This is a genomic window from Bradyrhizobium sp. SBR1B (genome assembly GCF_014198205.1).
GTDB lineage: Bacteria > Pseudomonadota > Alphaproteobacteria > Rhizobiales > Xanthobacteraceae > Bradyrhizobium.
This window is the reverse complement of record NZ_JACIHC010000005.1, coordinates 524,568-539,155: the sequence shown is the minus strand read 5'-3', so window position 1 is coordinate 539,155 and position 14,588 is coordinate 524,568. Positions and strand designations below refer to the sequence as shown.

12 protein-coding genes and 1 tRNA gene are annotated in these 14,588 nt (G+C 63.9%); 4 read left to right on the top strand and 9 right to left on the bottom strand.

The window, feature by feature from the left end; all coding sequences use genetic code 11:
• Positions 1-96: 96 nt before the first annotated feature.
• Positions 97-1,197, bottom strand: coding sequence for a DNA polymerase IV (dinB, locus tag GGD61_RS17140; protein ID WP_092251539.1), 1,101 nt, complete (start codon positions 1,195-1,197; stop codon positions 97-99).
• A gap of 43 nt (positions 1,198-1,240) precedes the next feature.
• Here dinB and GGD61_RS17135 point away from each other — a divergent pair, with 43 nt between their 5' ends.
• The 4 genes from GGD61_RS17135 (at position 1,241) to GGD61_RS17120 (ending at position 5,133) form a co-directional block, all read left to right on the top strand.
• Positions 1,241-1,684, top strand: a complete 444-nt coding sequence (locus tag GGD61_RS17135) for a TspO/MBR family protein (RefSeq protein ID WP_092251540.1) — start codon at positions 1,241-1,243, stop codon at positions 1,682-1,684.
• Between the two features lie 94 nt (positions 1,685-1,778).
• Positions 1,779-1,988, top strand: a complete 210-nt coding sequence (locus GGD61_RS17130) for a hypothetical protein (RefSeq protein WP_038949391.1) — start codon at positions 1,779-1,781, stop codon at positions 1,986-1,988.
• Between the two features lie 488 nt (positions 1,989-2,476).
• Positions 2,477-4,954 carry a hypothetical protein gene (locus GGD61_RS17125; protein WP_244550562.1) on the top strand — a complete coding sequence of 826 codons (2,478 nt, stop codon included), beginning with the start codon at positions 2,477-2,479 and terminating at the stop codon, positions 4,952-4,954.
• Complete coding sequence (locus tag GGD61_RS17120) at positions 4,951-5,133, top strand: hypothetical protein (protein ID WP_092251542.1); 183 nt, start codon at positions 4,951-4,953, stop codon at positions 5,131-5,133. Before GGD61_RS17125 ends, GGD61_RS17120 begins: the two co-directional genes overlap by 4 nt.
• Here the strand turns inward: GGD61_RS17120 and GGD61_RS17115 are convergent.
• From GGD61_RS17115 to GGD61_RS17080, 8 genes are all read right to left on the bottom strand, one after another.
• Positions 5,104-5,180: transfer RNA gene (locus GGD61_RS17115), tRNA-Arg, on the bottom strand. The genes GGD61_RS17120 and GGD61_RS17115 overlap by 30 nt on opposite strands.
• Positions 5,181-5,240: 60 nt before the next feature.
• Entirely contained in the window at positions 5,241-6,230 is a 990-nt protein-coding gene (locus tag GGD61_RS17110; protein WP_244550574.1) for a diguanylate cyclase, read from the bottom strand.
• Positions 6,231-6,343: 113 nt separating this feature from the next.
• Positions 6,344-9,466 carry an EAL domain-containing protein gene (locus GGD61_RS17105; RefSeq protein WP_177236846.1) on the bottom strand — a complete coding sequence of 1,041 codons (3,123 nt, stop codon included), beginning with the start codon at positions 9,464-9,466 and terminating at the stop codon, positions 6,344-6,346.
• A gap of 174 nt (positions 9,467-9,640) precedes the next feature.
• Positions 9,641-10,726 (bottom strand): branched-chain amino acid ABC transporter permease, encoded by a 1,086-nt coding sequence (locus GGD61_RS17100; RefSeq protein WP_177236847.1) that lies wholly within the window; start codon positions 10,724-10,726, stop codon positions 9,641-9,643.
• Positions 10,723-11,733, bottom strand: coding sequence for a branched-chain amino acid ABC transporter permease (locus tag GGD61_RS17095; protein ID WP_018319497.1), 1,011 nt, complete (start codon positions 11,731-11,733; stop codon positions 10,723-10,725). Before GGD61_RS17095 ends, GGD61_RS17100 begins: the two co-directional genes overlap by 4 nt.
• Complete coding sequence (locus GGD61_RS17090) at positions 11,730-12,452, bottom strand: ABC transporter ATP-binding protein (RefSeq protein WP_092251545.1); 723 nt, start codon at positions 12,450-12,452, stop codon at positions 11,730-11,732. Before GGD61_RS17090 ends, GGD61_RS17095 begins: the two co-directional genes overlap by 4 nt.
• On the bottom strand, positions 12,449-13,225 hold the full coding sequence (locus GGD61_RS17085) for an ABC transporter ATP-binding protein (protein WP_092251546.1): 777 nt from the start codon (positions 13,223-13,225) through the stop codon (positions 12,449-12,451). Before GGD61_RS17085 ends, GGD61_RS17090 begins: the two co-directional genes overlap by 4 nt.
• Before the next feature lie 165 nt (positions 13,226-13,390).
• Entirely contained in the window at positions 13,391-14,575 is a 1,185-nt protein-coding gene (locus GGD61_RS17080) for a substrate-binding domain-containing protein (RefSeq protein ID WP_177236848.1), read from the bottom strand.
• Positions 14,576-14,588 lie beyond the last annotated feature (13 nt).

The window sequence follows — 14,588 nt, the reverse complement described above, 5'->3', positions numbered from 1 at the left end:
CAATCGCGAAAAACCGTGTTCTGGTGTCTCTACGACAGGTTTTGAGCCGCGTCGCGGATAAAGATGTCGCGTTCGCCGAGGGCCTGCCGGCCCCGTTCAAATGCCCAAGGTCAGCTGCGGCTCCGCCTCGTCCCCGATCTGGAGCGCGGACAGCGAGACACCCAGCAGCCTGACGCGCTTGGGCAATGGCATCTCGACTTCGAGCAGGCCGCACGCCAGCCGCTCCAGATCGTCCCGCCCCGCGACCGCCGCTGCGACAGACCTGCTGCGTGTGATGATCTCGAAGTCGGCAAACTTGATCTTCAGCGTGACGGTGCGGCCGCGATTGCCGGTCGCCTCGCAATGCCGCCAGACCTTGTCGACGAGAGGTCTTAGCTCGGCGGCGAGCGCGTCATATTCGGCAAGGTCGGTCGAGAACGTGGTCTCCGCGCCGATGGACTTGCGGATCCGGTTGGCCCGGACCGGCCGATCGTCGACGCCGCGTGAGATCCAGTAATAGTACGCACCTGACTTGCCGAAATTCGCATTCATGAACTCCAGCGTCTGGTTGCGAATGTCGAGACCGGTGAACAGGCCGAGCGCGTTCATCTTCGCAGCCGTCGCCGGGCCTATGCCGTGGAACCTGCCGACCGGCAGCGTCTCGACGAAAGCCGGCCCCATCTCAGGCGAGATCACGAACTGGCCGTTGGGCTTGCGATGATCGGAGGCGAGCTTGGCCAGAAACTTGTTGTAGGAGATGCCCGCCGACGCGTTGAGGTCAGTCTCGGCCTTGATCTTCCCGCGGATCTTCAGCGCGATGTCGCGCGCCAGCGGGATTCCTTGCAGGTTCTCTGTCACATCGAGATAGGCCTCGTCGAGCGACAAGGGTTCGATGATGGGCGTGTGCTCGGCAAAGATGTCGCGGATCTGCCTGGAGATCGCCTTGTAGACCTCGAAACGCGGCTTGACGAAGATCAGATCGGGACACTGCCGCTTCGCAGTGACCGATGGCATCGCGGAGCGAACGCCGAACTGGCGGGCCTCGTAGCTGGCGGCCGCGACGACGCCGCGTTCCGCGGAGCCTCCGACCGCGACCGGCCTGCCGCGCAGCTCCGGATTATCGCGCTGCTCCACCGACGCATAGAAGGCATCCATGTCGATATGGATGATCTTGCGGACGGGCGAGGCTTCGCCGGTCACCGTGTCGGATTCGCTCATGGAAGGATGATACAATTGCGCGATGAAATGCGCGAGGTGATGGATGCTGCAGCTGTTGTTGTTCGTGGTGGGCGTGGTCGGCACCGGCTGGCTGATCGGCGCAACCAATCTCCCCGGAGACTGGTATGCCGGCCTCGCCAAACCGGCGTTCGTGCCACCGAACTGGGCGTTCCCGGTGGCCTGGACCCTGCTCTACATCATGATCGCCATCGCGGGCTGGCGGACCTTTCGCCGTGAAGCCGGGGGCAAAGCGATGACGGCCTGGGCTGCGCAACTGGCGCTCAACTTCGCCTGGTCTCCGGTCATGTTCACGATGCACCAGATCGGCGCTGCGCTCGTCATTCTCATCGGCCTGTTCGTCGCGATCGTGACCTATATCAGTCTCGAGGCATCACGAGACAGGCTGGCCGCCGCATTGTTCGTGCCCTACGCAGCCTGGGTCGCGTTTGCCGGCGTGCTCAATGCGGCCATCTGGCGTTTGAATTGAGGCGTTCAGTCTCGACCAGTTCAAAGAGCAATCTCAGGCTTGTGAGTGGCAAGCATGGTCGCGCGACCTAATATGAGCGCACGGAGGACAGCCAATGCAATACAGCTCCGAGCTCATTCACACGATGCGTCAAGCGCTGGAGACCGTGATGGCGAGCGTACCGGCCCATCAATCGGTGTTCGGCCTGAAAGCGGCTGTGGCCGAATGCATCCTAAATGCCGCCGCACATGGCCAGACGTCATATGACGGGCTGGTCTCGTCCGCCTCCGACCAGCTCCAGGCGATTGTCGCGATGCTGACGTGAGCGTCGGCCTGAAACGGCCGTAGGACTGGCGCGCCACGGCCGATGAAGATGGGCACTATTGCTTCGCCGTAGCGCTATGACGCGGCGGCCGGCGACGCGATCACGCCCGATAACCAGCGACGGACTGCGATCTTGTGCTACGCCTCATAGGCTGTTGTCCTCCCGATTTCGCGGTTGCGGCCATTTCGATCAATCTCGGGAACAGCGCGGTGGGCCAAGAAGAGGCATCGCTATCTTCCCCGCTCGTCAAGAATGTTTAGGGCACGGACCTGTTTCCGAGTTACGGTCGCTTAGTTTGAAAAGCCGCACGGCACAGTCCGTTAACTCGGCACGATTTTCGCCAAGCCTTTAGAGACCGTTAAGTTAAGAAGACATTCTCCTAAAAGTTGTAAGGCGCCCAAACAGGCAACCAGATGTTAGGAAACGCTGTCCAGTGTTGGCCAGAACGGATCCAATTTTTCGCCGATGACCAACTAAGGGTGAATGCCGTGCCGGCAAGTCTCAGGATTCCAGGCCGCTACTATTTTGCAATTTTTGTCTTGGCCTGCGCTACTCTTTCTTTCCAGATCCTGATCACGCGCTTTTTTAGCGTGATGCTATACTACCACTTCGCGTTCGCGGCCATTTCGCTTGCGATGCTCGGACTGACGCGCGGCGCGATGGAGGTCTACAACAACGCCGAGCGTTACGGGCCCGAGGCAGTGGGCCCCGAGTTCGCACGCCACGCCTCGTGGTTCGCAGTCTCGGGTGTTGGCGCGATGGTCGCCTTCCTCTGCGTGCCTCTCGTGATTCCTGCAGTCCTCGCGCAGGGCGCTCTCGCGCTTGCGGCCCTGGCATTCGTGATCCCCTTCAGCGAAAGCGGCATCTGCATCACGCTGCTGCTCACGCGTCTTCCGTATGCCGGTGGCTGGCTCTATGCCGCGGATCTGACCGGGGCCGCGTTCGGATGCCTCGGCATCATCTTCGCTTTGCTCGTCGTCGATCCCGTCAGCGCCACGTTGTGGCTCGGTGCCTTTGCCGCAGGTGCGGGCTGGATGGTGGTCCGCAGCGGCGGCGATGTCGGCAGCCGGCGACTGAGCGGTGTGGTCGCGCTGACGCTGGCGACTACGGCCGCCCTGCATACTGGTCTTGATGTTGCTGGCAAAAGTCACCTTGGAGTGTTCTGGGCCAAGGGGCGGGAGGAGACCGGGACACTGTTCGAGCGCTGGAACACATATTCCCGTGTACGAGTGAGGCCGCTCGGAGAGACAGTTCCGTTCGGCTGGGGCTTTGCCCGCGATCCCAAGGTAAAGATCGACCAGAACTATCTGGATATCGACTCCGACGCGGCTACCGTCATCACCCGGCACGACGGCGATCTCGACAAGCTGTCCTATCTGAAAGACGACGTTATCAATGCGGCCTACCTAGTTCAGCCGCCAACAGACGTGGCTGTCATCGGCGTCGGCGGCGGGCGCGACATCCTTTCTGCACTTTTGTTTGGCGCGAAGCGCATCCGCGGAATCGAGATCAACCCCGCCATTTTCGAGGTCCTGACCGACAAATTCGCCGAATTCTCCGGCCATCTTGATCGTCAGCCGGGTGTGAAGCTGGTGAACGCCGAAGCACGCAGCTACATCAATCATTCTTCCGATCGGTATGATCTCGTCCAGATTTCGCTGATCGACACCTGGGCCGCCACGGCCGCCGGCGGGCTGACGCTGACGGAAAATCGCCTCTATACCGTGGAGGCCTGGGGCGACTTCTACCGTGCCTTGAAGCCCGGCGGGCTGCTGTCGATCTCGCGTTGGTACGATCCCACGAATCATAGCGGAGAATTTTACCGGCTTGTGGCGATCGCCGCCAACGCACTACAGCGGCACGGTGTACCCGTGGGCGAACTCGCGCGGCATGTGATCGCCGTCAACGCTGGTCCTATCGTGACCGTCATCACCCGCCCCGACGCCGTCACGGACGCCGAATGGCAAAGCGCGCGGGTAAGACTTGCTGCACAGGGCTTCAAGATTATCCTGGCACCCGACGTCGCTTTCGACGCCATCACTTCTAAATTGCTCTCCGGCAACGCAGGCCCTGCTTTCTTGGCGTCATTGCCGGAGAATATCACCGCTTCGACCGACGATAGTCCGTTCTTCTTCTTCACGCAGCGCTTTACGAATTTCATCACCAAACCGTCGTCCACCGTCACGAACAACAATGTGGCCATCAGCATGATCTTGCTGGTGCTCGGTGTCGCGCTCGGCGCTTGCGCATATTATATCGTCGTTCCGTTTGTGCGTCTGGCACGACAGATGCCGCTATCGAGACTGACGCCGCCGGTGGTCTATTTCAGCGCGATCGGCCTCGGATTTATGCTGATCGAAGTCTCGCAGATGCAGCGGTTAATGGTCTTTCTCGGACATCCCGTTTACGGATTGAGCGTCGTTCTCTTCACCATTCTCATCTTCAGCGGTATCGGCAGTGCGACGGTTGGTGCGCTAACCCCTCATCGCGGCGTAGTGCTCGGCCGGGTGGCTGCTCTCCTCGTCACGCTCACCGTGGCGGGCTTCCTTACACCGCTGGTGAGCACCTGGGCGCGGTCGGAAGCGACCGACATCCGGATACTGATCTCCGTCTCCTTGTTAGCGCCGCCGGCGTTCTGCATGGGCATGATGTTCCCGCTCGGCTTAAGCATCTGGCGCCGCCACTCGGAAATACTTCCGTTCCTTTGGAGCGCCAACGGCATTACCTCGATGCTAGCCTCGGTGCTGGGCGTGACCCTTTCCATCCTGTTCGGCATCGCCTCGACATATGCGTTGGGCGTCGCCCTCTACGTTGTCTCTGCCGCCCTGCTCGCCCTCAGGCGTAAGGAAAGTCATCCCGTTCTGCCTGTGGTCGAGCTGATCCAGGGACCAGGACTGGTACCGGACGACGTTGCCTCTCCGATCGGTTCGCCCATTCCGTCGCCGCAGGCCGCCGCGAGGACGTGAACGAGCTGATCGCGCTCGCGAAGGCGAAGTCCGGCGCGATCAATGTCGGGGTGTCGGGGAACGGTACGACCAATCATCTCGCCGGCGAGGACGCAGCGCCCGCGAAAACGCCCGCGCGCGTCCTTAACATCACCAGTTTTGTACCGACGTGGCGCACCCGACACGATTCGAACGTGTGACCTTTGCCTTCGGAGGGCAACGCTCTATCCAGCTGAGCTACGGGTGCAGTGCTCGCTCATTTAGCCGATTGGCGCGGGGCGGGCAACCGGTTCTCGCCACATTGCGCTTAAGCGGTTTTGCGCTGGAAAGGGCCTGGAACCGCTGCGGCCTCCCTACCGAGGCTTGCGAATTCGGCGAGCACCCTTTCGGCGCAGATGACGCGGTTGCGGCCGAGGCGTTTGGCCACATAGAGCGCCTCGTCGGCCGCGCCCAGCAGCCGGTCGGGCCCGCCATCGGCGCCGCCGGGAATGTGGCTGGCGACCCCGACGCTGAGGGTGACGTGGTCGCCGGCGCCGATGGCGCCATGGGCGATCCGCAAGGCGATGACGGCGCAGCGGATCTCGTCGGCGATGACGCAGGCGGTATCGCAATCCATGTCCGGCAGGATCAGCGCGAACTCCTCGCCGCCATAACGGCTGGCGAGATCGAGCGGGCGCACGGCATGCCGGCTGACGACCGAAGCGACCGCGCGCAGGCATTCGTCGCCGATCTGGTGGCCGTGGTGGTCGTTGAACAGCTTGAAATGATCGACGTCGACGAACAGCAGCGCAAGCGGCTTCTGCGTGCGATGGGCGCGGGCCCATTCGGTCATCAGCATCTGGTCGAACGAGCGGCGGTTCGACAGGCCGGTCAACCCGTCCTTGGTGGCGAGCTCCTTCAGCGCCATCTCGGCGCGCTTCTGGTCGGTGAGGTCGCGCAGCGTCTCCACCACGGCGATCAGATGGCCGGCCTCGTCGTGGATCGGGCCGGCGTCGATGGCGAGATAAAGCTGGCTGCCGAGCTTCGGCATCGTGCACCAGTTTTCCGCGGAAAAGCCGAGCCCGTTATGGCCGCGCGCGGCGTATTCCGAATAGAACTCCGGAAGCCGCTCGGGCCGGTCGAGCGCGACGAGATCGGCAAGGCAGGGGCGTCTCGTCTCGTAGAAGGCCTGCCAGTGCTTGTTGGTGCCGATCACCTCGGATGCGGCGAGGCCGGTCAACCGCTCGCAGGCCCTGTTCCAGATCACGACGCGGCGCTTGGGATCGATCACGAAGGTCGGCACCACCAGATGCTGCATCAGCCGCACGGCATAGGAATCCGCGACGTCGACCGTCTTGGCCGAAATCTTCGCCGAAGGCTTGCGCGAAGACTTGGCCGACGTCTTGCTCGACGACTTCACAGATTTCGTCATCAGGCCACCGCCGCCACCGGCAAGGCTCCGGGCAAGCCATTGCCCGAGCCGAACAGTTTCCGCACCTCGCTGGCCGGCTTCGGCGGGCTGAACAGATAGCCCTGCATCTGCGTGCAGCCGAGCGCGCGCAGCATCTCGCGCTGCGCCTCGGTCTCGACGCCCTCGGCGACCGTGGTCATGCTGCTGGCGGCCGCGATGTTCACCACCGCCTGCACGATCACGGGTGCACCGCTCGTCTCCGCGATGTCGGCGACGAAGCAGCGATCGATCTTGATCTTGTCGAACGGGAAGCGCTTGAGATAGCTGAGCGAGGAGTAGCCGGTGCCGAAATCGTCGAGCGCGATGCGTACGCCGATCGAGCGGAGCTGGTGCAGGATCGAGAGCGCAGCTTCGTCGTCGCGGATCAGCACGGCCTCGGTGATCTCGAGCTCGAGCCGGCGCGGGTCCAGCCCGGAGGCGGCGAGTGCGCCCGCGATCCGCAGCGCCAGCGTGTCGCATTTGAGCTGCACCGGCGACACGTTGACCGCGACGCGGATATGCGTCGGCCAGGTCGCGGCCTCGTTGCAGGCCATGCGCAGCACCCAGTCGCCGAGCTCGTTGATCAGGCCGGTGTCCTCGGCGACGGGAATGAACTCGGCCGGCGAGACCATGCCGCGTTCGGGATGGCGCCAGCGCAGCAATGCCTCGCAGCCCGCCACGTCGTTGGTGCGCAGGTCGACCAGCGGCTGATAGTGAATCTCGAAGCCGCCGTTCACCAGGGCCTGCCGCAGATCCTGCTCCATGCTCAGGCGCGCCTTGGCGTAGGCATCCATCTCCGGCTCGAAGAAGCGGTGGGTGCGGCGCCCCTCGGCCTTGGCGCCGTACATCGCGAGATCGGCGTTCTTGATGAGCTGGTCGAGATCGGTGCCGTCCTGCGGCGCCAGCGCGATCCCGATGCTCGCGTCGGTGGAGAGCTGATGGCCGAGACAGTGATAGGGCTGTCGGATCGCCTCGTAGATCCGCGTCACGAAGGCCAGCACGTCGGCAGGGGACTGGATGCCGGTCTGGATCACGGCGAACTCGTCGCCGCCGAGCCGCGCGATCAGGTCGTCCTGCTTGAGGCAGCCGCGGAGGCGGCCTGCGATCGCCTTCAACAGCTCGTCGCCAACGTGGTGGCCGAGCGAATCGTTGATGCCCTTGAATTCGTCGACGTCGATGTAGAGCAGCGCGAACTGCGCGCCATCGGCGACCTTCGCCAGCTCGCGTTCGATCTGCTCGCGGAACAGCGTGCGGTTCGGCAGGTCGGTCAGCGCATCGTAATGCGCCATATGCGCGATCTTTTCGTGGGCGCGCCGCCGCTCGGTGACGTCCTCGACGACATTGATGATGTAGCGCGGCTCGCCGGACTTGTCGCGGATGCCGATCCGGGTCGAGGTGATATAGCGCCGGCCGGTGGCCGGGGTATTCCAGATGTGCTCATCCAGGAACAGGCCGTTCGGCGATTGCAGCAGCTTGTCGTCGTCCCGGGTGATGATCTCGGCGTCTTCCGTCGGGTAAAGGTCGAACGCGCTCTTGCCGACGATCGTCTCCGGCGTTTCGCCGAGCTGTTGCTCGGCCACCTGGTTGGCCAGGAGGTAGCGCCGCGTTCGGGCATCCTTCACGGTGATCCGCGAAGGAATATGGTCGATGATCTCGCGCAGGAAGGTGTGGTTGCGATCGCGCTCCTGTTCCAGATGGCGGCGATCGGTGATGTCTTCGATCGTCGCGACCCAGCCGCCCTGGGCGAGCGGGGTGTTGATGACCTGGAAGGCGCGGCCATTGGCCAGTTGATGAATTCGCGTGGAGACCGTGCCTTCGGCGACGACCCTCATGACGTCAGCGCAAAATTCCTCGACGTCGCCGTCAAACGCGCCGCGCTCCTGACGATGATACATCGCCTCGCGGATGTGACAGCCGGGCTTGATGACGTCGTGGGAGAGGCCGAACATGTCGGCGTAGCGTCGGTTGCAGGTGACGATGGTGCCGCTCGCGTCGTAGAGGATCAGCCCCTGCGTCATGTTGTTCAAGGCGGTGTCGAGCCGCAGTCGCTCCGCTTCCAGCCGTTCCTGCGCTTCGCGGTTCTGCCGGTTGATCAGGCGGATGATCAGATAGAGGATCAGCGCGATCACGGCAGCCGAAAGCGCGGCGGTCGTGACCATGAAGCCGGTCTGCTGCCGCCAGTCCGCGAGGGCCGCGACTGTCGTGTTGGTGGCGACGATGACCAGCGGAAAATGCGTCAGCGACGCCGCTGAGCCGAGCCGCTCCTCGCCGTCGAGCGGGCTCCTGACGCGGAGCGTCTGCTGACCGCCCTTGGTCAGCACCTTCCGCATCAGCGGTGCATCCTTGAAGCTCCGTCCGATCAGCTCCTCATGATGCGGATAACGCGCCAGCATCTTGCCTTCGCGATCGAACAGCGAGATGGCCGTGCCCTCGGCAAGCGCGACCGATGCGAAATAATGCTGGTAGCTGTCTGGATCGATCCGGCGGACCATCGCGCCGAGGAAGGTGCCGTCCGCACCGTTCAAGCGGCGCGCCACGATCGTGGTCCATTTGTTGATGATGAAGCTGCGGACTGATTCCAGCAGCACCGGTTCGGACTGCGGATTGGTCTTGAATGTCTGAAAGTAGGCCCGCGACGAAACGTTGATCTTGGGCAGGGGCTGGGCCCGCGACCAGTTGATCAGCTCGCCGTCGGCATCGTAGATCGCGATATCGCCGAGGTAAGACACGGAGCTGATCTTGCTGCGCAGCATCTGGTTCGCCGCAGCCCCGGACATGCGCTCGCGGAACATCGCCGGCGAGGTGATCTCCGTCAGGCTCATCTGATTGATCAGATCGGCGGCGACGACGTCGGAGTCCTCGAACTGCTGATCAAAATGCCGGGCGATCAGCTGGACCGTGTTTTCCAGCTCGCGCTCGCGGTTGGCCAGGGTGCGCTCGCGAAATTCACCGACGGCCACGGCCGTCACACCGAAGATGCCCGCGACCAGCAACACGCCGCACAGGATCAGCCACAGGACAGGACCACGTCGCGCCAAGGCCTCCCAGCCGTTCCTTGCGGCTAGAGACATTCCGGCTGCCACCGTGGAAAAGACCTGGCGCATTCCCCCTCCCTGGAGGAACACGAATACACCGCACAAATGGCCTAAACCTTAGGAAAGCCAGTTACCTAAGCATTAATCCAGTTGCGCAATCGCGCCCGTATGCAGCAGAGCGGGAATCGCGTCGTGGTTGTGCGGTGGGTATAGCAATCGCCGCACTGCATCATTAATCGCGCCTTAATGCGAACTGCCGGCGCTCTTGCCGCCAGCGGGATTACGCAGCCGCCCGACCACGCCGGTCGGGAAGAAGTAGACGCTGGCGATGAACAGCAGGCCGAGCCACAGCAGCCAGCGGTCGGGATGCAGCAGCCCCGGCAGCAGCGGCAAGCCGGCCTCCGACGCCGCCGTGGAGGCGACGCCCATCAGCGACTGCAAATAGTTCTGGGCGAGGATGAAGATGGTGGCGCCGATGATCGCGCCGTAGATCGTGCCCATGCCGCCGATCACGACCATCAGCAGGATGTCCAGCATGATCGAGAAGCTGAGCGAGGTGTCGGGACCGGCATAGCGCAGCCACAGCGCATTCAGGATGCCGGCACTGGCGGCGACCAGCGCGGCGATGCAGTTGGCATAGGTCAGGTGGAACACCGTGCGGAAGCCGAGTGCCTCGGCGCGAAAGCGATTCTCGCGGATTGCCTGCAGCACACGCCCGAACGGCGAGTTCACGACGCGCAGCAGTGCGAGGATCATCAGGGCCGAGATGGCGAACACCAGGTAGTAGGTCAGGATCCGGCCGTTGACCTCGAAGCCGACCAGGCTCTTTGGGATCAGCACCGTGCCGGGGCGGAGCAACTGGGGCAGCTGGAAGCTGCGCCCGTCCTCGCCGCCGGTCAGCCAGGACAGCTGCGAAGCCAGCACCTGGAAGGCGGAGGCGACCGCGAGCGTGATCATGGCAAAGAAGATCGCGGCGACCCGCAGCGAAAACAGCCCGATGGCGAGCGCGAGCAGGGCCGCGAGCGGTAGGCCGACGACGATGCCGGTGGCGACCGCCGCCCAATTCGGGCCCATCCCGTACAGCGCGATGGCGATCGCGTAGCTGCCGATGCCGTAGAACATGGTGTGGGCGAACGACACCGAGCCGGTATAGCCGAGCAGGAGGTCGTAGGAGGCGACCAGCGCGGCGAAGACGCAGATCTTGGCGGCGACGTTCAATGCCTTGGCACCCGGAAACAGGAACGGCGTCGCCGCCAGCGCCAGGATGATGACGACGAGAACGAGGGTGAGGATTCGGCTACGCGGCGGATCGCCTGACAGGATCATCATCGGCTGGTCACCGCATAGAGGCCGCGCGGCCGCCACATCAGAATGGCGACCATCAGCAGGATGTTGGAGACGAGGGCAAGTTTCGGCACCAGGAAGCCGCCGTAATTGGCAACCATGGCCACGAGGATCGCACCGATGAAGCAGCCGCCGATCGACCCCAAGCCGCCGATGATGACCACGATGAAGATCAAGACGGTGAGGTCGTCGCTCATGGAGGCATGGACCTGCTCGCGATAGAGCGCCCACATCACGCCGCCGAGGCCGGCCAGCGCCGATCCCGTCATGAACACGCCAAGAAACAGCCGGCGGATGCGATAGCCGAGCGCTTCCACCATCTCGCGGTTCTCCACGCCGGCGCGGATCAGGAGCCCGAGCTTGGTGCGGTTGAGCACGAGCTGGATCGCGATGAAGACGGCAAGGCCGATCAGCATCGCCAGCACGCGGTATTTGGCGATCGCGACGTCGCCGAGGATGAAGGAGCCGCGCAGCGAGGCCGGTAGCGGCATCGGGATGATCTGCGGCCCCCACAGCGCATAGAGGGTCTGCTCGGCGACGATCAGGCCGCCGGTGGTCATCAGGATCTGCTTCAGGTGCTGGCCGTAGACCGGCAGGATCAGCACGCGCTCGACGACGAGGCCAAGGGCGCCCGACACCGCCATCGAGAGCAGAGCGGCCGGCGCCAGCACGGCGAGGTTCATCCAAAGCGAATCCGCCTGAATGGAGGCTGCGAACGGCGCCAGCACCAGGGTCGCGACATAGGCGCCGACGGCGATGAAGGCGCCGTGGCCGAAATTGAGCACGTCCATCAGGCCGAACACCAGCGTCAGGCCCGAGGCCATGATGAAGATCATCATGCCCATGGCGAGGCTCGCGGCGGTCAGCGTCAGCCAGGTGCTGGGCGAGCCGATCAGCGGGATGGTCACGAGTGCGAGCGCGACCGGCAGCAGGATCGGCGCGATGTCGCGCTTCGGCTTCGGCAGCGGATCGGTTGCGGCAAGGTCAGTCACTGATGCGCCTCCAGGCTCAAGCCGAGCAGCCGCTCCTGTAGCGGCACGTCGGCGGCGAGCGCCGCCATCTCGCCGCGATGGACGATGGTGCCGTTGTCCATCACGAGCACGTTGTCGCCGAGCTCGCGGGCGGCAAAGAAATTCTGCTCGACCAGGAGGATGGTTGCGCCCTTGCGCTTGATCTCCTTCAGGCACTCGATCAGCGCCATCACGATCGCCGGCGCGAGCCCCTTGGTCGGTTCGTCGATCAGCAAGAGCTTGCGCGGCTCGATGATGGCGCGCGCGATCGAGAGCATCTGTTTCTGCCCGCCCGAGAGGCTTCCCGCCCGCGACAGCCAGAACCGCCGCAGCGCCGGGAAGAAACCAAAAATCCAGTCGAGCTGCTTGTCGTCCAGCGGCCCGTCGCGCGCCGCCAGCACCAGGTTTTCCTTCACGGTGAGATCGGAGAACACCGCCATGCTCTCCGGAACGTATCCGACACCGAGCCTTGCGATGTCGGGCGTGGCACGGCCCTCGATACGATCGCCGGAGAGGCTGATCTCGCCCGATGAAGCTTGCCACAGCCCCATGATGGTACGCAGCGTCGTGGTCTTGCCGGCGCCGTTGCGGCCGAGCAGCATCGTGGTCTGCCCCTGCGGGACGGCGAGGTCGATGCCCTGGAGGATGTGGTAGCGGCCGATATGTGTGTGGACGCCGGAGAGTTTCAGGAGATCGGTCATGCCGCGCTCCCTGCAGCTGTCTTGGGCGCGACACCGAGATAGGCTTCCTGCACGATCGGCGAGGCGATCACTTCGGCAGGCGGGCCGTCGGCGACGAGCTGGCCGTTATGCAGCACGATGATGCGGTCGGCGAGCGAGCGCACCACGTCCATCTTGTGCTCGACGAGAAGGATGATCTTGCTCCTGTCCTGCTTGAGCTGCGCGATCAGGTTGAGCACCACAGGCACCTCGTCGATGCTCATGCCGGCGGTCGGCTCGTCGAACATGAACACTTTCGGCTCCAGCGCGATCATCAGCGCCACCTCGAGCTTGCGCTGGTCGCCATGCGACAGCGCGGTCGCGGCGACGCCGCGGCGGCTGCCGAGCGCGACCTGGTCGAGGATGGCGTCGGCGTGGGCGATCAGCTCGCGGCGCACCATCCAGGGCCGCAGCATGTCGTAATGGGTGCCGTTCGCCGCCTGCACTGCGAGGCGGACGTTCTCTTCCACGGTGAGGTTCGGAAAGAGGTTTGTCAGTTGGAATGCGCGCCCGAGGCCGGCGCGCGTCCGCATCGGCGCGGAGTGCTGGGTGATGTCGGTGCCGTCGAAGAGGATGCTGCCGTTCGAGGCGCGTAGCTGGCCCGAGATCAGATTGAAATAGGTGGTCTTGCCGGCGCCGTTCGGCCCGACGATCGCGGTAAGCTCGCCCGGACGGAACGTGCAGGTCACGCTGTTGACCGCAACATGGCCGCCGAAGCGGATGGTGAGGTCGCGAGTTTCGAGGGTGAGCGTCATTGTTTGGCAAATGATGAGATGAGGAAGTATCCGCGATCACAGTGGGCTCCCTCCCCCGCTTGCGGGGGAGGGGTGGGGAGAGGGTATTTCCGCACGCGAGAACCCCCAAGGGGAGAGAGCCCTCTCCCGGCTCCCCCGCAAGCGGGGGAGGTGAAGTAAGAAACGTCAGCGCTTGTTGCGAACGGGAACGTCCATATCCTCGATCTTCAGCTCGCGCACCGGCTCGAGCACGGCCCAGGCGACGTTCGGATCGACCTTGACCTTGAAGGCGTACATGCTCTGCAGCGCCTGATGGTCTTCCTTCCGGAACACCATCTTGCCCTTCGGCGTGTCGAACTCCAGGCCTTCCATCGCCGTGATCAGCTTCTCGCTGTCGGTCGACTTCGCCTTGGTGACGGCGGCGACGACGGACATCGCGGCGGCAAAGCCGCCCGCGGTGAAGAAGTCCGGCGGCGCGTTGAAGCGCTTCTGGTGCTCGGCGACGAGCCAGTCGTTCACAGGGTTTTTCGGAATCTCGTAGAAATAATAGGTCGCGCCTTCCATGCCGGGCAGGCCCTTATAGGCGGCGAGCGCCGGCAGGATGTTGCCGCCGGTGGAGAGCTCGATGCCGTAGCGCTTCGGGTCCATGTCTTGCAGCTTGGCCAGCGGATTGCCGGCGCCGGCCCAGATCACCCAGATGACCTTGCGGCCCGGCTTGTCCTTCAGCGCGTCGAACAGGCGCTGGCCGACCGCGGTGAAGTCGGTGGTCGAGGTCGGGGCATATTCTTCGGCAGCGAGCGTCGCGCCGGTCTTGGCGAGTGCCTCCTTGAAGGCGGCGACGCCATCGCGGCCGAACGCATAGTCCTGCGCCAGCGTTGCGACGGTGACGCCCTGCTTGCCGATCGCGACCGCATTGGAGATCGCGTCCTGCGAGGAGTTGCGCGCGGTGCGAAAGATGTAGCGATTCCACTTCTCGCCGGTAATCTGGTCCGCGACGGCGGGCTCGACGATCAGGATCTTCTTGTTCTCCTCGGCGACCGGGAGAATGGCGAGCGCCGCAGCCGACGAGGTCGTGCCGATCGCGATGTCGGCCTTGTCGTCCTGATAGGCTTCGGCGAGCGCGGCCTTGGCGAGGTCCGGCTTGCCCTGGTCGTCCTTGGTGATGATGACGATCTTGCGGCCATCGAGGGTCATCGTGCCCTTGGTGGCGTATTCGAAGCCCATCTTCAGGCCGGTCTCGGTCTGCTTGGCGTAGGCCTCGAGCGGACCGGTCTTGCCGTAGATCAGCGCGACCTTGAGATCGTCGGCCTGCACGGAGGTGCCCGCAGCGAGTCCGAGAATGGTTGTTGTTATGATGAGTGATCGACGCACGATGGTCCCTCCT